Raw genomic sequence first — 19,438 nt, forward strand, 5'->3', positions numbered from 1 at the left:
GGGTTATTATAACAAACTCATCTTAGTCTAAACAAGGTTAGAAAAATTAGAATTAAACACCACAAACATTACTAGTTTTTAATAATTAGAATCCATAACACCAATAAATAGAGACAAAAACCGCCAGCATTAGACTGACGGTATTTGTTTATTTTAATTCTAATATCAACTAATCAAAGGAACCACCCAATTGACCCAGGCCCAGGAAATAGGCATAACCAGAATCATGGCTGGAATCATGTCTGCTGTTGGGAATTGACGCAGTTTCATAATACGAAAACCAGTCGCAATCATGAGGAAGCCCCCACAAGCCTTAAAGTCTCCAATCATGGCTTTTGTTGTTAGAGGAAGAATGAAACCAGCACTCACAAAGAGGAGGAAGAAAACGATAAATTGTGGAATGGCAATCATGGAGACGATGTAGCCTAGACTACAAGAGAAAATCATGGCTGTAAAGAAATCTAGGATAGATTTGGAAATCAAGATGGAGGAATCGCCTGTCATCCCAGACTCAAGGCTACCGTAAATTCCTGTACCACTCGCACAAAAAAGGACGATAACTGTCAAGAGCTGTGCATAAAACTCATCGTGAGCTAACCCTGTTTGTTTGCTTGGTGTAATCTTGGACAAGCCTTTTTCCATAAGTCCAGCTCCCTTGTTGATGAGGTTTCCAAACTTTAGGGCCAGTCCAATGATGGTACCAATAACCACCGCGAAGATAACTGCAGGCATATTAACCATATTCATAATAGCACTAATTCCCATAACCATAGAGGCTAGGCCAAAGATAAGGTTAAGATTGTCCTTGAAATCGTCTCTGAGATAATCCCCAAAGAGTCCTCCAGCGATTCCTCCTAAGATAATAGATAGCGAGTTGATGATAATTCCAGTTGGCACCAGTGATTTTCCTCCTATTATTCTAAATACTATAAGTTTAGCATTATCAAAGACCGAATGCAAAATTGTCTCGTTTTTACAAACGTTTTCTTGAAATTGTACCTTTGAAATGATACAATAAATGAGAAGGTAACGAAATAGCCTTATCTAAACCTATTGTCGGCATTATTAGAGTATTGTTCATGAAAAACATAGCAATAATTCTAATTTATAATTTAATATAAAGTGTAAAATGAGACTATTGTTAAATAGATTCTCAAGAAAGGATAAAAGATGATTCGTTTTGAACACGTAACGAAACGTTATGAAGATAAAGATGCTCTCTCAGATCTTAACCTCGAGATTCGAGATGGTGAGATTTTTGGTCTAATCGGTCACAATGGAGCTGGTAAGACCACGACCATTTCTATTTTGACGTCTATCATTGAAGCTAGCTACGGTGAAGTTTACGTTGATGATATGGCCCTCAGTCAACATCGTGATGCCATCAAGAAAAAAATCGCTTATGTGCCAGATTCACCGGACCTATTCCTAAATTTGACTGCCAATGACTATTGGTACTTCTTGACACGTATCTATGATTTGGAAGCTAGTCAAGTCGAGGAACGTTTGACTAATCTCATGGCTACCTTTGACCTAACGGAGAGTCGTTATAACCTCATTTCTTCCTTCTCTCATGGTATGCGTCAGAAAGTTGTTGTCATCGGTGCCCTTTTGGTTAATCCACAGATTTGGGTTTTGGATGAGCCTCTGACTGGTCTGGATCCACAGGCGTCTTATGATTTGAAGGAAGCCATGCGTCATCATGCCAAGGAAGGTAATAGTGTCCTTTTCTCAACCCACGTTTTAAGTGTAGCTGAGCAGCTCTGTAATCGGATTGCTATTTTGAAGAAAGGGAAACTTATCTTCCAAGGGTCTCTAGCTGAACTGAAGTCTCAGTACCCTGACAAGGATTTGGAAACTATTTATCTGGAAATGGCTGGACGTAAGATTGAGGAGGTATAGTCATGAACTGGAACCATGTTTGGGAGCTTTTTAAAATCAATCTCCTCTATGCTAATCCTCAAGCAGTAACTAACCTACAGAAACGTCAGGAGAAAAAGAAAAAAGCCAATTTCTCCATCGTTAATGCCATGCTTAGACAACAACTCTTGATTCTAGTTGTTTTTACGGTTGTTTATAGCTATCTTTTTGTAGGTGTCGATTATAAGGCCAATCCTGGAGTCTTAACCCTATATCTCTTGACTTTTTCAATCATGGGGCTTCTCCAGACCTTCACGGCTCTCTATAGTACCTTTTATGACAGTAAGGATAGCAAGGCTTATCTGCCTCTTCCCTTGAAGCCAGCGGAAGTTTTTTTGGCCAAGACCTTGTCAGGCTCTATGGTTGGCATGACCTTCATGGTGCCTATCCTTAGTCTTCTTATCCTAGCTTACTGGCAATTTATTGGCCCATTGGGGATAGTCGTTGGGCTTCTGACCTTTATCGTTTCTCTCTTTATCAATCTCGTTTTTTCAGTGATTCTGTCTAATAGTATTGGAACGCTGATTGTTCGCAGTTCTCATAAAAAACTCTATTCAACCATTTTGATGACCCTGTCAACCCTATTGATTATGTTCCCTATCATGATGGTTGGCTTTCTTAATGGTTATATTAAGGGGTCTGGACATATCGATTTTCCCTTGTTGCCTTATCTAAGAGGTTACTATGATGTTGTAGCTGCCCCTCTATCTCCAGAGGCTCTGCTAAATTTCTATCTTCCTCTTGTTGTAGTGCTTATCTTGGGCTTTTGGTTTTATAAGGTCAGAATGCCTCGTTATTTCCACGAAGCCATTTATAACCAAAAGGCTAGAAAGCCTCAGGCCAAAGCTGTTACTCGAAGCCAAAGACAGGTCTTGATCCGCCATCATTTATCTACTTTGGGGAATTCAACCCTCATTATCAATACCTATGTGGTGCCGGTCTTATATATGATCATGTTAGGTGGGGGTGCGGTATTTTTGAAAGATCTGGGCCCAGACTATTTCGGACTCCTGCTTTTGGTCGGAATTGCCTTTGGTTTCTTTTCAGCTCAACCAACAAGTTTTCTTGGTGTAGCAACATCCTTAGAGGGGACAAACTTTGACTTTATTCGTAGCCTGCCAATCAATACGGGTGACTATCTTCGTCAAAAGTTCTGGCTTTTCTATGCCTTGCAAGTCGGTGTATCCCTCTTACTAGGAGGACTTGGTTTAATCTTCCTTGCACATCTCCATCTGATTTTGGTAGCAAGTTTCACTCTTGGTTTTCTCGTAACAACCTATCTTGTAGGTGGTTATTACTTTGAACGTGACCTTAAATTGTTGGAAGTGAATTGGCAGGAAGTTACCCAGCTCTTCAATCGAGGTGGCGGACAGTGGCTCTATATGGGTATCTTTATTCTTACAATTTTCATCGCTGCCTTGCTAGGAGGTATTGTTTTCTTTGCAAGTAAGTTCTGGATTGCCTTAGTAGTCAATGCTATAGTATCTGGGCTTATAGCTTTAGTTGTCCTAATCGTTTATCTCTTTGTTGATCGCAGACGTTGGAAACGTATTAGAGCCATGTTTTTTGCCTAGAACAAACTGTTTAAAGAGTCTCTCCGATTGGAGGGATTCTTTTTTAATGAAAATCCTTAATATGTAAACTTATGCATTATATATGTTAAAATACCTGAATTTAGTGTATAATCATAAACATGAAACGAAATTTTGACTCAGTAAAACGCCTGGTTATCAAAATCGGGACTAGCTCTCTGGTTTTGCCATCAGGGAAAATTAATCTTGAAAAAATCGATCAATTAGCTTTTGTTATTTCTAGCTTGCATAATAAAGGAATTGAGGTTGTCCTCGTATCCTCTGGTGCCATGGGCTTTGGTCTCAATGTCCTAGACCTAGACAAGCGACCGGCTGAAGTCGGTAAGCAACAGGCTGTCTCAAGTGTAGGACAGGTGGCTATGATGAGCCTATATTCTCAGGTCTTTTCACATTACCAGACCAAGGTATCTCAGTTGCTTTTGACGCGTGATGTGGTTGAGTATCCCGAGAGTTTGGCCAATGCCATCAATGCTTTTGAGAGCCTCTTCGAGCTTGGGGTTGTCCCAGTTGTTAATGAGAATGACGCTGTCAGCGTAGATGAAATGGATCATGCGACTAAATTTGGGGACAATGACCGCTTGTCTGCTATTGTTGCTAAGATTGTTGGTGCAGACCTACTCATCATGCTGTCAGATATTGATGGGCTCTTTGATAAGAACCCAAATGTTTATGAGGATGCGACCCTTCGTAGCTATGTTCCAGAGATTACTGAGGAAATTCTGGCCTCAGCTGGTGGTGCCGGTAGTAAATTTGGTACAGGTGGTATGATGAGTAAGATTAAATCCGCCCAGATGGTTTTTGAAAATCATAGCCAAATGGTTTTGATGAATGGTGAAAATCCACGTGACATCCTTCGTGTCCTAGAAGGAGCCAAGATTGGTACACTCTTTAAACAGGAGGACTAAGATGACATATATCGATACACTAGGCCAACAGGCCAAGGTGGCAGGTCGTCAGATTGCTAAATTATCAACAGCAGCTAAAAATGACCTTCTAAATCAGGTAGCTAAAGCTCTAGTAGCTGAGAGTGCCTATATTATCGCTGAAAATGCTAAGGATATGGCCAATGCCAAGGAAAATGGTATTTCAGAGATTATGCAAGATCGCTTGCTCTTAACGGAAGACCGTATCGCAGGGATTGCTGAGGGTGTCCGTCAGGTGGCAGATCTTCAGGACCCAATCGGTCAAGTAGTTCGTGGCTATACGAATCTGGATGGTCTCAAAATCATTCAAAAGCGTGTTCCTATGGGTGTTATCGCTATGATTTTTGAGAGCCGTCCCAATGTCTCAATCGATGCCTTTAGCCTTGCCTTTAAAACCAATAATGCCATTATTCTTCGTGGAGGACGTGATGCCATCAATTCCAACAAGGCCTTGGTTACAGTAGCTCGTAAGGCTTTGGAAAATGCGGGTATCACAGCAGATGCCGTTCAGCTGGTTGAAGATACCTCTCATGAGGTAGCAGAAGAACTTATGGCGGCGACTAAGTATGTAGACTTGCTCATCCCTCGTGGCGGAGCCCGTCTCATTCAAACGGTTAAAGAAAAAGCCAAAGTTCCAGTCATTGAAACGGGTGTTGGTAACTGTCATATTTATGTGGATAAATATGCTAACTTAGATATGGCGACACAGATTGTCATCAATGCCAAAACCCAACGACCAAGTGTTTGTAATGCTGCAGAATCTCTCGTTGTTCATGCTGATATTGCGGAAGACTTCTTGCCTAACTTGGAAAAAGCTATTTCAAAAGTTCAGGCTGTTGAGTTCCGTGCGGATGAAAAGGCTTTGAAACTTATGGAAAAATCCGTACCCGCTTCACCAGAAGATTTTGCGACAGAGTTTCTTGACTATATTATGTCTGTTAAAGTGGTAGATAGCCTTGATGAGGCTATTAAATGGATTAATACTTACACGACATCGCATTCAGAGGCTATTGTGACTCAGGATATCAGTCGTGCGGAGCAATTCCAAGATGATGTTGACGCTGCAGCTGTCTATGTTAATGCCTCAACCCGCTTTACAGATGGATTCGTCTTTGGACTGGGTGCTGAAATCGGAATCTCAACCCAAAAAATGCACGCCCGTGGTCCAATGGGACTGGAGGCCCTAACGTCAACCAAGTTCTATATTAACGGACAAGGACAAATTAGAGAATAACCCATAAAGCTCCATGAAGGAGCTTTTTTAGTTGGTTTGCTAGACGACAGGTCTTCTGATATACTGGTAGTATCAAGGATGAGGAGATTTTGCCATGTTTAAAGCTTATAAGAAGTATTGGATGGGCTATTTCGATTTTACGGGACGTTCAAGCCGCTCAGATTATTGGTTGGCAGTTCTAGCAAATACTATAGTAACTATCATTTTATTTAGCATACTTATAGTTGTAATTGTTTTTGATAGTCCCGATAGTCCTTACCATGTTATTCTCAACATACTGTATCTGCTTGTAATGACCTATTTTCCTGCTAGTTTTATCCCATCTATTGCTCTTCAAGTTCGTCGCTTGCGTGATGCAGGCTATCACTGGGCTTTGATTTTTTTTTACGTTTTGCCTTTGTGATAGGTGGGATTGTACTTTTAATTTTGTTCTGTCAGCCAACTAAAGTGGAATACCCATTTAATAATTTCAATAACCCACAGCAATAAAAGTGCTTAGCAGCCTTATAGGCTGTTCCTTAGTCGATTTGCCAGAAGATTGGTCTTTTGGTATAGTAGAAGTATCAAAAATGAGGAGATTTTATTATGATCGAAGCTTATAAGAAGTTTTGGAAGGGCTATGTAGATTTTGAAGGCCGTTCAACACGTTCAGATTATTGGTTTGCGTATTTGGCAAATATGTTAACTGTCATTGCTTTTTATGTGTTGCTAGCAATATTTGGAGGACTTGCAGGTGTAACAGAATCAACCTTTTTAACCGTTATTTCATTTATCCTCCTACTTATCTTTTTTGCCTATGGTATTGCTGCGTGTTTACCTGGTATTGCTGTAACAGTTCGACGTTTACGTGATGCTGGCTACAATTGGCCGTATATTTTTGTTGTATTTATCCCACTTGTAGGTCCTATTATCTTCATTGTTTTGTTGTGTAAACCAACTAAAGTGGAATACCCATTCAACAACTTCAATAATCCACAACAATAATAATGACTTAACAGCCTGGCTAGGCTGTTTTTTTAATTGATTTCTCAAGCTCCTCTTCTCTTGTTATACTGAGAGCAACATAAAAAGGGGGGATTTTATTATGATTGAAGCCTACAAAAAATTTTGGAAGGGCTATGATGATTTTACGGGCCGTTCAACACCTTCAGATTACTGGTTTGCATATTCGGCACATGTATTGATTTTCTTTGCTTCTTATTTGCTCCTAGCAGTGTTTCAAAGAATGGCGGTAGATGAATTATCTTTACTTACTAATGAAGTTATTTTCCTACTTATCTTTTTTGCCTATGGTGTTGCTACGGTTTTACCTGGTATTGCTATAACTGTTCGTCGTTTGCGTGATGCTGGCTATAATTGGCTATATATTTTTATTCCTTTAATTCCATTTGTCGGTATTTTTATCTTAATTTTTCTACTATGTCAACCAACAAAAGTAGATGAGCCTTTCAATAACTTCAATAATCCACAATAATCAATAATAATGATAATCAACCAACTCTTTGAGTTGGTTTTTTGATGCCAAAAAAGTTTTATGTTAATGTTGCACATTTTAATATTTCTGATATAATCTTATCTGAGACTAATCGATACTAAAAATATATTTAAGAAATGTGAATACTCTATGAAACTACTTCGTCAATTAAAAGAAAAACGTTACCTTATTTTGGCATTTACTCTACCGGCTATTCTTTTGGCTTTGGCAATTGTCTTTTTGCAACCTGCACACAATCATGCTAAGGTCCAAGTCAAGGTTGGTACTAAGCAGTCATCGTCTAGCAAACCTAAGGCCTCATCCAAATCATCGAGCTCTAGCTCTTCGTCATCTTCTTCAACCTCAAGTGAGTCTTCAAGTGAATCGTCGTCAGCAAGCTCAACGGTAGAAGCAGCTAGTCAGACAGAAGCAAGCTCAACTCCTGCGGTAGCGTCAACGCCAACACCATCTTCAGCACAAGAGACTTATCAAGCGCCCCAATATAACTATGTGCCACCAACAACTTATACAGAGTCACATAGTGAGTCTTCAAGCTATACAGCACCTGCCTACAGCGCAGATGTTAGCTCTGGGACAACAGAATAGGGGTAAGAGAAAAGGAATTTAGGATTAGAAATGAAAAATAAAGTTTTAGCATTAGTAACAGGATTATCTAGTTTAGTCCTATTAGCCGCTTGTTCAAACCAGCAAAATGGGTTGACTTCGACGACTTCATCTTCATCAGTAGAACAGTCACAATCAAGTAGTAGTGAAAGCTCTAGCACAAGTACTAGCTCAAACTCTAGTCAAGAGAAAAAGGTAGATACCTCTGCCTATGATAGCATCATTAGTAAGTACCAAACGGCCGTGGCCAACAACCAAACGGATGACTCACTTAATTTTCTTGTTGTGAACTATGCTAATTCTCAAACAAGTCCTGCCTCAACGGTCTATACTTACCGTGATTTGGATGGTAATGGTGTTGATGAGTTGGTTCTTGCTTTTAAGCCAGGTAGACTCTTTAAAGAACATGTGATTACGGATATTTACACTATCTCTAAGGATAGTGGTCAGGTGATTCGTCTAACAGAAGGTCCACAACTGGGCATGTTGGGTGAGCGCATGACTTTGGCCTACCTCAAGGATAATACCTTTAGCTACTATGGTAGTGCTGGTGCTATGGCTGGTGGAGGTTCTGGCTACCGCTTTAGTAGTGATGGTCAGTCTCTTGTAAAAGAGGACAGTGATTCGGGTGCAGAGAAGGCTGATCTTTCGAATTGGGATTGGAAGGATCTGAGCAGTGCCTCTACTAATAGTAGTTCTAGCACATCGTCGCAAACACAAACAAGTTCAACAGCCCTCAAGCCTGATGAACTCAAAAACGGCAACTACAAATCGGCTGTAGGGACATGGAAATCTTCAAATGGACAGACTATTACCATTACTTCGGATGGACAGTTGAATCTCTGGGGTTCTACTTACCCTATCGACAAAGTCTCATCCAATCAATATGTGTCTGGCATATATAGTCTGACTTATGTTGATTCCAATCCAACAGGTAATACTCCAATTCAGCTTTGTCCTAAGGGCGTTAGCGATGCAAGTGATGCGGGGGATAACAGTAAAGACCGTATCCTAGCGACGAATGGGATGCCATCTCAGGAAGACTATTATTACAGAGTGGATTAATCTTATCAAATGATATAGGAACTAAAGAGTCAGGCCTTGGGTCTGGCTTTTTTACTATCCTGTCAACTTACAGAACGAGACAATTTCTCCATTCTTGTGCTATAATAAAAGTTATGACTAATGAATTTCACCATGTAACCGTTCTTTTACACGAAACTGTTGATATGCTTGATATCAAGCCCGACGGCATCTATGTTGATGCGACCTTGGGTGGCGCAGGACATTCGTCTTATCTTTTGTCGCAATTATCTGAAAAGGGTCATTTGTACTGCTTTGATCAGGACCAAAAGGCTATTGATAATGCTCAAGTGCGTCTTAAGGACTATATTGATAAGGGTATGGTGACTTTCATCAAGGATAATTTCCGTAATCTCAAGTCCAATCTTGAAGCCTTGGGGGTATCTGAAATTGATGGCATTCTCTATGACTTGGGTGTCTCTAGCCCACAGTTGGATGAGCGTGAGCGTGGTTTCTCCTATAAACAGGATGCCAAGCTGGATATGCGCATGAATGAGGAGGCGAGCTTGACCGCTTATGATGTGGTCAATACCTATCCTTATAACGATTTGGTGCGTATTTTCTTCAAGTATGGTGAGGACAAGTTCTCTAAACAGATTGCACGTAAGATTGAACAGGCTCGTCAGGTTAAACCAATTGAGACCACGACGGAACTGGCGGAAATCATTAAATCAGCTAAGCCTGCTAAGGAATTGAAGAAGAAGGGTCATCCAGCCAAGCAAATTTTCCAAGCTATTCGCATCGAAGTGAACGATGAGCTTGGTGCTGCGGATGAGTCTATTCAAGAGGCCTTGGATTTACTTGCTGTAGATGGTCGTATTTCGGTCATTACCTTCCATTCTTTGGAGGATCGATTGACTAAACAGCTTTTCAAGGAAGCCAGTACGGTAGATGTGCCTAAAGGACTGCCCTTTATTCCTGAAGACCTCCAACCTAAGGTAGCCTTAGTTAATCGCAAGCCAATCCTACCTAGTCAGGAAGAATTAGAAGCTAATAACCGCTCGCATTCTGCTAAATTGCGTGTGGCTAAAAAAATCAGGAAATAATTATGGAAAATAAGGAACATCAGATTGTCAATAGAGCCATTAGAAACCATATTCGTTTTATGACGCGTATGGAAAAGGCTTTCTATTCGGCAATTGTTTTGACAGCTATTGTGATGAGTATCGCAGTTGTATTTTTACAAGGGCGTAATCAGGCTATCAAGCAACAAATCACAGACCTTAATAGCAAGATTAGTGATGAAAAAACAGAGCTTAACAATGCTAAGCAGGCGGTTAATGAGTTGACTAACTCTGACCGTATTAAAGAGATTGCTAATAAGGCAGGCCTGTCTATTAATAACGATAGTATTAAGAGTGTGAAGTAACCAATGAACAGATTAAGAAAACTTAAACATTTATTTCTAAACTATGTCGTTAGGGATAGGCGAAAGCCAGCCCAGAATCGACAGCACGTTGGTCAGAACCTTATGGTTCTCAGCATCTTTATCTTTTTCGTCTTTATTATCAACTTTGTGGTGATTATCGGGACAGACAGTAAGTTTGGTGTCGATTTGTCGACCCAGGCTGCTAAATCTTATAACACCAAGACCACAGTGGCTGCCAAGCGTGGGACGATTTACGACCGAAATGGAAATGTTTTGGCTGAGGATTCAACCAGTTATGCCATTTACGCTATCGTGTCGACCAGCTATGTGTCAGCGACTCAAGAAAAACTCTATGTCCAAGATAGTCAGTTTGACAAAGTTGCTGATATTTTAAAGGATAAGCTAGGAATTGAAAAGAGTGATTCCTTGGCCCAATTGCGTACTAAGGGTGCCTACCAGGTTTCCTTTGGACTAAAGGGGAAGGGAATTACCTACTCTGTTAAAGAAGAACTAGAAAAAGCCTTTAAAGATGCGGGAATTAAGGGGATGGCCTTTGAAGCAACAACGTCACGAATGTATCCTAATGGAACCTTCGCGTCAGAGTTTCTTGGTCGTGCCGAAGCTGTTGAAAATAAAAAAGACGGCTCATATTCTTTGATTGGTCAAACTGGTTTGGAGCGTTCGCTTAATAGCCTCTTGACTGGGACAGATGGTGAGGCCATCTATGAAAAGGATAAAAACGGTAATACGCTTCTAGGTACGGAAACCATTACCAAGGAAGCTATCGATGGTAAGAACATCTATACAACCTTGTCAGCGCCTCTCCAAACCTTCTTAGAAACGCAGATGGATACCTTTATGGAGCAGACGCAAGGTGTCAATGCTTCAGCGACAGTTGTTAATGCTAAGACAGGTGAAATTCTTGCAACGACACAACGTCCGACCTATAATTCTGATACCCTTGAGGGACAGGCTAAGAAGAATTATGACTGGGTTAACCGTCTTTACGAAGCTCAGTATGAGCCTGGATCAACCATGAAGGTCATGCTCTTGTCAGCTGCTATTAACAATGGAAGTTTCAACCCGAATGCGACCTACAGTAATGCTAATGGTATTAAGGTTGACGACGTTGAAATTAATGACTGGTCAATCAATGAGGGTATCTCAACAGGTGGTACCATGTCATTTGCTCAAGGATTCTCTTATTCAAGTAACGTTGGTATGACCATGCTGGAACAAGAGATGGGAGACAAGGTTTGGTCTAACTACTTATCTCTTTACAAATTTGGTCTTCCTACCCGTTTTGGGATGGTCGGTGAGTCCTCAGGGGTTGTCTCTCGAAACTCTGTTAATATAGCTCAATCATCATTCGGACAAGGGATTTCAGTGACTCAGGTCCAAATGCTTCGAGCCTTTACCGCAATTTCAAATAACGGTATAATGCTGGAACCTCAATTTATCAAACAAGTTGCCGATGTTAACCAAGGCACAGCTCGTACAGCGAAGAAGGAAGTTATCGGTAAACCAGTTTCTAAGCAAGCTGCCTCTGAAACTCGTAACTATATGATTTCCGTTGGTACGGATCCAGAGTTCGGTACCCTTTACAATAAATCTGAAGGGTCACCTATTATCAAGGTTGGTAACTATGACGTAGCGGTTAAGTCTGGTACTGCCCAAGTTGCCGATGAAAAGACTGGAACGTATAAGGTTGGTTCCAATGAAACGCTCAACTCAGTTGTTGCCATGGTGCCTTCAGATGATCCAGAATACATCATGTATGTGACTGTTCTGGAGCCTAAGACTTGGGATAATAATTTTTATGCAACTGTGGTTAACCCGGTTTTGGAAGAAGCCATGTCTATGGGAGACACCCTAGATACTTCTGTGTCTGAAGGTAGTGAAAAGACCGAGGAAACGAGCTATCAAACCGGCGATATTATCGGTAAGAGTCCGGGCGAGACAGCTAACACCCTTCGTCAAAACTTGATTCATCCGATTGTTCTGGGTGTTGGTGATAAGATTGAGAAGGTTTCTGTAGATGCCAAAGCCAATATCAAGGCTAATGAACAGATTCTTATCATGACCAATGATTTCACAGAACTTCCAGACATGTATGGTTGGACCAAGAAGAACGTTGAAACCTTTGCCAAATGGAAAGGCATTAAAGTTACTTATAAGGGTGGCAAGTCAGGGACTGTTACCAAACAAAGTGTTGCGGCAGGAAAAGCCCTGTCTAAAACCAAGAAGATTACCATTACTTTAGGAGACTAAGATGACTATGAGTCTGATAGCAGGTGTGGCCGCCTTTGTGTTGACGGTGCTCGCCATGCCTCACTTTATTACTTACTACAAAATCAAGAAAATCGGTGGCCAACAAATGCATGAAGATGTGAAGCAGCATTTGGCTAAGGCTGGAACACCAACTATGGGAGGGACAGTCTTCCTAGTGGTTGCCATCTTGGTTAGCTTGATTTTTAACTTCCACGTCTTTAGCGAGGGCCACCAAGCCTATGGTGCTACAGTAGGGATTCTCTTTGTAATTTTGATTTATGGAATTATCGGCTTCCTTGATGATTTCCTTAAGATTTTCCGTCAAATCAATGAGGGACTTAAACCTTGGCAAAAGATGGCCTTGCAGATTATTGCGGGTTTGCTTTTCTACTTTATCCACGTACTCCCTAGTGGGACAGATAGCCTAGCTATTGGTGGGTTAACCATTCACCTCGGTGTCTTTTATGTTCTCTTTGTCCTATTCTGGATTGTCGGTTTCTCAAATGCTGTGAACTTGACAGACGGTATTGATGGTTTAGCTTCTATCTCTGTGGTTATCAGCTTGATTGCCTACGGGATAATCGCTTTTGTCAAGGGTGAGTTCGCTATCTTGACCATCATTATCACTATGATTGGGGCTCTTCTTGGCTTCTTCGTCTTTAACCACAAGCCAGCCAAGGTCTTTATGGGAGATGTTGGTTCCTTGTCACTTGGAGCTATGCTTGCAGTTATCTCTATTGCCCTACGTGTAGAGTGGACGTTACTCTTGATTGGTGTGGTTTATGTCTTTGAGACAGCTTCTGTCATGCTACAGGTCAGCTATTTCAAATACACTAAGCGTAAGTATGGAGTAGGTCGTCGTATTTTCCGTATGACACCATTCCACCATCACCTCGAATTGGGTGGTCTTTCAGGTAAGGGTGACAAATGGTCAGAGTGGAAGGTTGATGCTTTCCTTTGGGCAGTTGGAGCGCTTGCAAGTGCCATTACCCTTTGGATGGTTCTTGGAAATGTTATGAAATAAATGAAAAGAGCAGAAATGCTCTTTTTTTGTTATAATGATAGGGATAGACTAGATAGAAAAGAAGTAAATAAACATGTCATTTAAAGATTTTAATTTTAAAACATTTATTCAGGAGGCTCTTGACGAGATTAAGTTTAAGGAGCCAACACCTGTTCAGCAGAAATTGATTCCTGTAGTCCGTTCAGGTCGTGATTTGGTTGGTGAATCAAAGACGGGTTCAGGGAAAACACATACTTTCCTCTTGCCAATTTTTGAGAAGCTCAATCCAAAGAGTGGTGATGTTCAAGTTGTTATCACAGCGCCATCACGTGAATTGGCGACACAAATTTACCAAGCGACAAAACAGATTGCTAAACACTCTGATACAGAAATTCGTGTGGTTAACTATGTGGGTGGTACAGACAAGCAACGTCAGATTGAGAAGCTCAAGGTAGCCCAACCCCATATTGTTATCGGAACACCAGGTCGTATTTATGACCTAGTTAAGTCTGGTGACTTGGCTATCCACAAGGCCCATACCTTTGTTGTTGACGAAGCTGATATGACCATGGACATGGGATTCTTGGATACTGTGGATAAGATTGCGGCAAGTCTTCCTAAAGAAGTGCAAATTTTGGTCTTCTCAGCAACCATTCCTCAAAAATTGCAACCATTCTTGAAGAAGTATTTGACCAATCCAGTCATGGAACAAATCAAAACTTCAACAGTTATTGCAGATACCATTGATAACTGGTTGGTATCTACCAAGGGGCGCAACAAGAATGAACAGATTCTTGAGATGCTTAAGGGGATGCAACCATACCTGGCAATGATTTTCGTTAATACCAAGGAACGTGCTGACGATTTGCACAGCTACCTAGTGTCAAATGGTCTTAAGGTTGCCAAAATTCATGGAGGTATTCCACCACGTGAACGTAAGCGTATCATGAATCAAGTCAAGAAGCTTGATTTTGAGTACATTGTAGCGACTGACCTTGCAGCGCGTGGAATTGATATTGAAGGGGTTAGCCATGTTATCAATGATGCCATCCCTCAAGATTTGTCCTTCTTTGTTCACCGTGTAGGGCGTACAGGACGTAATGGTTTGTCAGGAACAGCCATCACCCTCTATCAACCAAGTGACGACTCCGATATTCGTGAGCTTGAAAAGATGGGGATTACCTTTGACCCTAAAGTCTATAAGGACGGCGAGTTTCAAGATACCTATGACCGTGACCGTCGTGCCAACCGTGAAAAAGCCTATCAAAAACTTGATACGGAAATGATCGGTTTGGTTAAGAAGAAAAAGAAAAAAATCAAGCCTGGCTATAAGAAGAAAATTCAGTGGAAGGTTGACGAAAAACGCAAACGTGAGCGTCGTGCGGCTAATCGTGCTAAGGGGCGTGCTGAGCGTAAAGCTAAGAAGCAAAGTTTCTAAGTATTGGCTTCTAGGTGTAAGAAAATTTAGATATGTAAAAACTTGGCAGAATGATTGTCAAGTTTTTTTATAGCAAAAGTGCTACAATAGGAGTCATGAAAGACAAGATTCGAATTCTTCATATCAATGATTTACACTCTCATTTTGAACAGTATCCACAACTCAAGCGAGCTGTGGATGATTTGAGTCAGACAGATAGAGAGTTGATCAAGGTAGATCTTGGGGACAATGTGGATAAGTCCCATCCCTTATCTGATGCGACAGCCGGGCGTTTTAATGTAGCCCTGATGAATGAGTTGGGGATAGACTATGCGACTATTGGAAATAATGAGGGGATTGGTCTGGCCAAGGAGGAGCTAGACTGTCTTTATGAGCAGGCTAAGTTTCAGCCGATCATAGGAAATCTCAAGGATGAGGGGAGACAACCTGAATGGGCTAAGCCCTATCTTATCCACAAAACTAAAGCAGGTACAAACATTGCTTTCTTGGCCTATACCTTCCCATATTACATCACCTATGCTCCCAACGGTTGGCAAGTGTTAGAGCCTATGGCTCGGTTGGAAGAGGATTTGGCTCGTCCCGAGGTAAGGGATGCAGATATAGTCGTCGTTCTTAGCCACCTAGGTGTACGTTATGATGAGCAGATTGCAGAGACATATCCACAGGTAAATCTTGTCATCGGAAGCCACACGCATCACCTTTTTGAAGAGGGCAAATTAGTCAATGAAACCTATTTAGCAGCTGCTGACAGATATGGTTATTATCTTGGCTGTATTGACCTTACTGTGAAAAATGGGCAATTGATAGAGTGTCAGATTGAGGCTATCCCCACCAAGTCCTACATCTTGGATTTAGACAAGGAGGACGAAGCCTTTATCAAGGCTATGCGTGAGGAAGGCCATCGTCGTTTAGCTCAGAAAAAAGTAGCTAATCTAGGTCGAGAACTAGATTTTGATGAGACCTGTCAATTGGTTTTGCAGGCTGTTTGTCAGGAGACTCATAGCCAATTAACGCTTTTAAATACTGGACTCATCATGAAGACTTTGGGTCCTCAAGTGACCATGGCAGACCTGCAAGAAGCCCTTCCTCATCAGATGCGGATGGCTCGTCTAGTCGTGACAGGACAAGAGCTCAAAGAAATCTGTCAGGAAGTTTTTACTAAGGCTGAACTCCTTAAAAATCAAGCTATTAAAGGTATGGGATTTAGAGGGAAGACATTTGGTGAAGTAATCACGGGGAATTTTGCTTACAAAAACGGTAATTTGTTGTATAATAGAAGGGTTGTAGATTCCAATGAGAAGTTTAGTTTGGTCCTTGTGGACCAGTACTACTTTGCTTCTTACTTTCCTACAATTAAGGAAAAGGAAGTTACTCTTCTTTTTCCAGATTTGTTAAGGGAACTTGTGGCCAAGTATTTAGGAAAAAATGGTGCCAATTGGGATAAAATATAGAGACTTTATTACAGCATCATGATAGAAAATAAGAGAGAGCAGAAAGGATGGCACATGCGTAAAGAAATCTTGCCAGAAATGTTTAATTATAATAAATATCCAGGGCCAGACTTTGTGTATGTGGCTGATCTTCTGAAATCAGATGCCTGTCAGTTTACAGTTCTTGAAAATCACAAGGATGCTTTAGACGCTACCCGCTTTGGGCAACGTTTTTCTGAAATCATGCTCAAGTATGATTATATCGTTGGGGACTGGTCCAATGATCAGCTTCGCCTTAAGGGATTTTACGAGGACGAGCGCCCTAATACGCGTAAGACAGACCGCATTAGCCGATTGTCGGAGTATTTGCGTGAATACTGTGCCTTTGGTTGCGCCTACTTTATTTTGAAAAATGAAGAGCCGCAATTAATCGTCTTTGAAGAGGAGACAGAACCTCGTCGCAAGCGCCGTCGTTCTAATAATCGTCGTAATGCTTCTCAGGAATCTAGAGAGCGCAATGCTTCTCAAAAGAATAAGGGGCAAAAAGCTTCTGCTAAGCAAAAGCCAGACAAGTCCAAACGAAGAGATAGGGATCAAGAGGGTCCAAGCTTTGAGAAAATCAAGCGTCGTCCTAAGTTCAAATCTAGATCTGAGGATGGTGGTCGTGAGCGTAAGCCTAACTTCAAGAAGAGTCAGAAGCAAGCTCCAAATTCTAAAGGTCAAAACACTCCATCGAAGAAACAAAGCCAGACCAAGTCAGATGGTCAGCATTTCACAATCAGAAAAAAAGGAAATTAAACTATGTCAGAAGTAACAACACAAGCAAAACCAGAACGTCGTAAACGTCAGAAGTTAGAGGATATGGAAGGCTACAAACCTTCTATTTATGGTCTTACTCGTGACGAGTTGATTGATTGGGCTATGGAACACGGTGAAAAGAAATTCCGTGCTACTCAAATTTGGGATTGGCTCTACAAGAAGCGTGTGCAATCTTTCGAGGAAATGACTAACATTTCTAAGGATTTCATTGCTAAATTGAATGAGAATTTCTGTGTGAACCCATTGAAACAACGTATCGTTCAAGAATCTAAAGATGGTACCGTTAAATATCTTTTTGAATTGCCAGATGGTATGTTGATTGAGACGGTTTTGATGCGTCAACACTATGGTTTGTCTGTCTGTGTGACAACCCAGGTTGGATGTAACATCGGTTGTACTTTCTGTGCCAGTGGTTTGATTAAGAAACAACGTGACTTGACTGCTGGTGAGATTGTGGCGCAAATCATGTTGGTACAAAAATACTTTGACGATCGTGGCGACGGTGAACGTGTAAGCCACGTGGTTGTTATGGGTATCGGTGAGCCATTTGATAACTATGACAATGTGCTTCGTTTCTTGCGTACCATTAACAATGATAATGGTCTTGCCATTGGAGCGCGTCACATTACCGTATCAACATCTGGTTTGGCACCAAAAATCAAGGAATTTGCTAACGAAGGTGTTCAAGTTAACCTTGCCGTATCACTTCACGCGCCTAACAATGACCTTCGTTCAAGCATCATGCGTATCAACCGCTCATTCCCACTTGAAAAACTCTTTGAAGCTATCGAGTATTACATCCAAACAACCAACCGTCGTGTAACTTTTGAGTATATCATGCTTAATGAGGTCAATGACCATCCTGAAAATGCACAAGAGTTGGCTGATTTGACTAAGAAAATCCGTAAGTTGTCATACATCAACTTGATTCCATATAACCCAGTATCAGAGCACGATCAATATAGCCGTTCAACTAAAGAACGTGTGGCGGCCTTCTACGATGTGCTTAAGAAAAATGGGGTTAACTGTGTGGTTCGTCAAGAGCACGGTACAGATATCGATGCTGCTTGTGGACAATTGCGTTCAAACACTATGAAACGCGACCGTCAAAAAGCAGTGGCAGAAGCTTCTGGTAAATCAGAAGGTAAGTAAGATGTTTCGGCTTAAGACTTGGGTAGATAAGGATGGAGAACTAACACCAAAAGGAAGAAAGCTAAGCCGAGTTTTGGTCTATACTTATCTCCTTTGTTTAGTGCTCCTGTGTTGGACACCCCAGTACGGGCTAGTTGAAGGTGTTGACACCCCTGGTATTCAACATTTTGGTCGTGTTGTGGTCCTATTAACCCCATTCAATAGTTTGACCAACTTTTATCAGCTGGATAGTCTTAAGGAGATTGTCTTTGTCCTTGGGCAAAATGTGACCAACATTTTCTTACTGAGTCCGCTGATTTTAGGGCTTTTAGCCTTGTACCCCAGATTCAGGTCTTGGAAAAAGGTCCTTTTAGCGACCTTTGTCATGTCTTTGACGATTGAGGTTGGACAAGTCATTCTAGACCTTCTCATTGATGCTAATCGTGTCTTTGAGTTAGATGATTTATGGACCAATACTTTAGGAGGTTTGCTGGCATTAGCTGCCTACCGCCTCCTTGTGAAACTGATTCAAACGCATTTTAAAGAGTAAAAAACCTGGGAGCTTACGCGTCTCAGGTTTCACTTATTTTCTATCATACAAATACAACACATTCAAAAGAGGGAAAAATGAATAAACACGTTTGGAGAAATAATGAAACATTTAATGATGACAGTAGTCACCGTATTAACGTTAGGAGTAACAATGACGATGGTTAAGGCAGATACCTATCAAAGTGGCCGTGATGCCGATATCATGCGAGAAAGAGGACAGGTTTGGAATTATTCTGAGGCTAAGAGAGAGCCTCAATTAGCTAACTACAACACCGATGGTCGCTATCTCAGTGAGGCAACTAACTTTGAATTGTACAATTTTGTCAGAGAGTATAAGACATCTGATGAAATCAGACGCATTTGGAACCCTAAGAAAGATGAATCCGTTATCCATGATAAGGATAGCTACTCTATGGATGATGGGCACAAGGTCTATAATTTTGATTCCTTTGCTTATCAATTGCCAGAGTCTACTGATTTTGGGAAGTTATCTTATATTGGTCACTTTCAGTTAGAAGATGGCACAATCTATCGCTATTGGAAGTAACCTTATCATACGAGACTTATACGAGGTC

At 41.2% G+C, this 19,438-nt stretch carries 19 protein-coding genes and 1 pseudogene; 19 read left to right on the forward strand and 1 reads right to left on the reverse strand.

Annotated elements, in window-relative coordinates; translation table 11 throughout:
- Positions 1 to 165: 165 nt before the first annotated feature.
- Positions 166 to 897 (reverse strand): DUF554 domain-containing protein, encoded by a 732-nt coding sequence (locus HMPREF2979_RS04560; RefSeq protein WP_070655361.1) that lies wholly within the window; start codon positions 895 to 897, stop codon positions 166 to 168.
- 273 nt (positions 898 to 1,170) lie between these two features.
- Between HMPREF2979_RS04560 and HMPREF2979_RS04565 the strand changes: the two genes are divergently transcribed.
- The 19 genes and pseudogenes from HMPREF2979_RS04565 to HMPREF2979_RS04655 all read left to right on the forward strand — a co-directional run bounded on the left by HMPREF2979_RS04565 (position 1,171) and on the right by HMPREF2979_RS04655 (position 19,410).
- A complete protein-coding gene (locus HMPREF2979_RS04565; RefSeq protein WP_064523928.1) occupies positions 1,171 to 1,902 on the forward strand; it encodes an ABC transporter ATP-binding protein in 732 nt (243 codons plus the stop codon).
- Between the two features lie 2 nt (positions 1,903 to 1,904).
- The gene (locus tag HMPREF2979_RS04570) at positions 1,905 to 3,494 is read left to right on the forward strand and encodes an ABC transporter permease (protein WP_070655363.1); all 1,590 of its coding nucleotides are present in this window, start codon (positions 1,905 to 1,907) and stop codon (positions 3,492 to 3,494) included.
- 119 nt (positions 3,495 to 3,613) lie between these two features.
- Positions 3,614 to 4,417, forward strand: a complete 804-nt coding sequence (gene proB / locus HMPREF2979_RS04575; RefSeq protein WP_004183407.1) for a glutamate 5-kinase — start codon at positions 3,614 to 3,616, stop codon at positions 4,415 to 4,417.
- Between the two features lies 1 nt (position 4,418).
- A complete protein-coding gene (locus HMPREF2979_RS04580) occupies positions 4,419 to 5,669 on the forward strand; it encodes a glutamate-5-semialdehyde dehydrogenase (RefSeq protein ID WP_070655365.1) in 1,251 nt (416 codons plus the stop codon).
- A gap of 94 nt (positions 5,670 to 5,763) precedes the next feature.
- Positions 5,764 to 6,158 (forward strand): annotated as a pseudogene (locus HMPREF2979_RS04585) (DUF805 domain-containing protein).
- Between the two features lie 96 nt (positions 6,159 to 6,254).
- Positions 6,255 to 6,653 carry a DUF805 domain-containing protein gene (locus HMPREF2979_RS04590; RefSeq protein ID WP_070655367.1) on the forward strand — a complete coding sequence of 133 codons (399 nt, stop codon included), beginning with the start codon at positions 6,255 to 6,257 and terminating at the stop codon, positions 6,651 to 6,653.
- 100 nt (positions 6,654 to 6,753) lie between these two features.
- The gene (locus tag HMPREF2979_RS04595; RefSeq protein ID WP_070655370.1) at positions 6,754 to 7,143 is read left to right on the forward strand and encodes a DUF805 domain-containing protein; all 390 of its coding nucleotides are present in this window, start codon (positions 6,754 to 6,756) and stop codon (positions 7,141 to 7,143) included.
- Positions 7,144 to 7,293: 150 nt separating this feature from the next.
- Entirely contained in the window at positions 7,294 to 7,749 is a 456-nt protein-coding gene (locus HMPREF2979_RS04600) for a Wzz/FepE/Etk N-terminal domain-containing protein (RefSeq protein ID WP_070655372.1), read from the forward strand.
- Between the two features lie 30 nt (positions 7,750 to 7,779).
- Positions 7,780 to 8,832: a hypothetical protein gene (locus HMPREF2979_RS04605; protein ID WP_070655374.1), complete on the forward strand. Its 1,053-nt coding sequence runs from the start codon at positions 7,780 to 7,782 to the stop codon at positions 8,830 to 8,832.
- Positions 8,833 to 8,945: 113 nt separating this feature from the next.
- Positions 8,946 to 9,896 carry a 16S rRNA (cytosine(1402)-N(4))-methyltransferase RsmH gene (rsmH, locus tag HMPREF2979_RS04610; protein WP_002888254.1) on the forward strand — a complete coding sequence of 317 codons (951 nt, stop codon included), beginning with the start codon at positions 8,946 to 8,948 and terminating at the stop codon, positions 9,894 to 9,896.
- Between the two features lie 2 nt (positions 9,897 to 9,898).
- Positions 9,899 to 10,219, forward strand: coding sequence for a cell division protein FtsL (gene ftsL, locus HMPREF2979_RS04615; RefSeq protein ID WP_002891750.1), 321 nt, complete (start codon positions 9,899 to 9,901; stop codon positions 10,217 to 10,219).
- 3 nt (positions 10,220 to 10,222) lie between these two features.
- Positions 10,223 to 12,490 carry a penicillin-binding protein PBP2X gene (gene pbp2X / locus HMPREF2979_RS04620; RefSeq protein WP_070655376.1) on the forward strand — a complete coding sequence of 756 codons (2,268 nt, stop codon included), beginning with the start codon at positions 10,223 to 10,225 and terminating at the stop codon, positions 12,488 to 12,490.
- 1 nt (position 12,491) lies between these two features.
- The gene (gene mraY / locus HMPREF2979_RS04625) at positions 12,492 to 13,514 is read left to right on the forward strand and encodes a phospho-N-acetylmuramoyl-pentapeptide-transferase (RefSeq protein WP_070655378.1); all 1,023 of its coding nucleotides are present in this window, start codon (positions 12,492 to 12,494) and stop codon (positions 13,512 to 13,514) included.
- A 73-nt stretch (positions 13,515 to 13,587) separates the two neighbouring features.
- The gene (locus HMPREF2979_RS04630; protein WP_014632645.1) at positions 13,588 to 14,931 is read left to right on the forward strand and encodes a DEAD/DEAH box helicase; all 1,344 of its coding nucleotides are present in this window, start codon (positions 13,588 to 13,590) and stop codon (positions 14,929 to 14,931) included.
- Between the two features lie 95 nt (positions 14,932 to 15,026).
- Positions 15,027 to 16,382, forward strand: coding sequence for a bifunctional metallophosphatase/5'-nucleotidase (locus HMPREF2979_RS04635; RefSeq protein ID WP_048674863.1), 1,356 nt, complete (start codon positions 15,027 to 15,029; stop codon positions 16,380 to 16,382).
- A gap of 54 nt (positions 16,383 to 16,436) precedes the next feature.
- Entirely contained in the window at positions 16,437 to 17,159 is a 723-nt protein-coding gene (locus tag HMPREF2979_RS04640) for a YutD family protein (RefSeq protein WP_048674861.1), read from the forward strand.
- A gap of 63 nt (positions 17,160 to 17,222) precedes the next feature.
- Positions 17,223 to 18,332, forward strand: coding sequence for a dual-specificity RNA methyltransferase RlmN (gene rlmN, locus HMPREF2979_RS04645; RefSeq protein ID WP_096832658.1), 1,110 nt, complete (start codon positions 17,223 to 17,225; stop codon positions 18,330 to 18,332).
- A 1-nt stretch (position 18,333) separates the two neighbouring features.
- Positions 18,334 to 18,861: a VanZ family protein gene (locus HMPREF2979_RS04650; protein WP_014634995.1), complete on the forward strand. Its 528-nt coding sequence runs from the start codon at positions 18,334 to 18,336 to the stop codon at positions 18,859 to 18,861.
- 102 nt (positions 18,862 to 18,963) lie between these two features.
- Positions 18,964 to 19,410, forward strand: a complete 447-nt coding sequence (locus HMPREF2979_RS04655; protein ID WP_002891741.1) for a hypothetical protein — start codon at positions 18,964 to 18,966, stop codon at positions 19,408 to 19,410.
- The last annotated feature ends 28 nt before the right edge of the window (positions 19,411 to 19,438 follow it).

The sequence above is a fragment of the Streptococcus sp. HMSC078H12 genome (assembly GCF_001814615.1).
Lineage (GTDB): Bacteria > Bacillota > Bacilli > Lactobacillales > Streptococcaceae > Streptococcus > Streptococcus salivarius_F.

Bases quoted from the DNA above. Each gene is read 5' to 3' on its own strand.
- HMPREF2979_RS04635 (WP_048674863.1), top strand. From the start codon at position 15,027: ATGAAAGACAAGATTCGAATTCTTCATATCAATGATTTACACTCTCAT.
- pbp2X (WP_070655376.1), top strand. From the start codon at position 10,223: ATGAACAGATTAAGAAAACTTAAACATTTATTTCTAAACTATGTCGTT.
- HMPREF2979_RS04650 (WP_014634995.1), top strand. From the start codon at position 18,334: ATGTTTCGGCTTAAGACTTGGGTAGATAAGGATGGAGAACTAACACCA.
- HMPREF2979_RS04565 (WP_064523928.1), top strand. From the start codon at position 1,171: ATGATTCGTTTTGAACACGTAACGAAACGTTATGAAGATAAAGATGCT.
- proB (WP_004183407.1), top strand. From the start codon at position 3,614: ATGAAACGAAATTTTGACTCAGTAAAACGCCTGGTTATCAAAATCGGG.
- HMPREF2979_RS04655 (WP_002891741.1), top strand. From the start codon at position 18,964: ATGAAACATTTAATGATGACAGTAGTCACCGTATTAACGTTAGGAGTA.
- rlmN (WP_096832658.1), top strand. From the start codon at position 17,223: ATGGAAGGCTACAAACCTTCTATTTATGGTCTTACTCGTGACGAGTTG.
- HMPREF2979_RS04605 (WP_070655374.1), top strand. From the start codon at position 7,780: ATGAAAAATAAAGTTTTAGCATTAGTAACAGGATTATCTAGTTTAGTC.
- HMPREF2979_RS04640 (WP_048674861.1), top strand. From the start codon at position 16,437: ATGCGTAAAGAAATCTTGCCAGAAATGTTTAATTATAATAAATATCCA.
- HMPREF2979_RS04590 (WP_070655367.1), top strand. From the start codon at position 6,255: ATGATCGAAGCTTATAAGAAGTTTTGGAAGGGCTATGTAGATTTTGAA.
- HMPREF2979_RS04600 (WP_070655372.1), top strand. From the start codon at position 7,294: ATGAAACTACTTCGTCAATTAAAAGAAAAACGTTACCTTATTTTGGCA.
- rsmH (WP_002888254.1), top strand. From the start codon at position 8,946: ATGACTAATGAATTTCACCATGTAACCGTTCTTTTACACGAAACTGTT.
- mraY (WP_070655378.1), top strand. From the start codon at position 12,492: ATGACTATGAGTCTGATAGCAGGTGTGGCCGCCTTTGTGTTGACGGTG.
- HMPREF2979_RS04570 (WP_070655363.1), top strand. From the start codon at position 1,905: ATGAACTGGAACCATGTTTGGGAGCTTTTTAAAATCAATCTCCTCTAT.
- HMPREF2979_RS04595 (WP_070655370.1), top strand. From the start codon at position 6,754: ATGATTGAAGCCTACAAAAAATTTTGGAAGGGCTATGATGATTTTACG.
- HMPREF2979_RS04580 (WP_070655365.1), top strand. From the start codon at position 4,419: ATGACATATATCGATACACTAGGCCAACAGGCCAAGGTGGCAGGTCGT.
- HMPREF2979_RS04630 (WP_014632645.1), top strand. From the start codon at position 13,588: ATGTCATTTAAAGATTTTAATTTTAAAACATTTATTCAGGAGGCTCTT.
- ftsL (WP_002891750.1), top strand. From the start codon at position 9,899: ATGGAAAATAAGGAACATCAGATTGTCAATAGAGCCATTAGAAACCAT.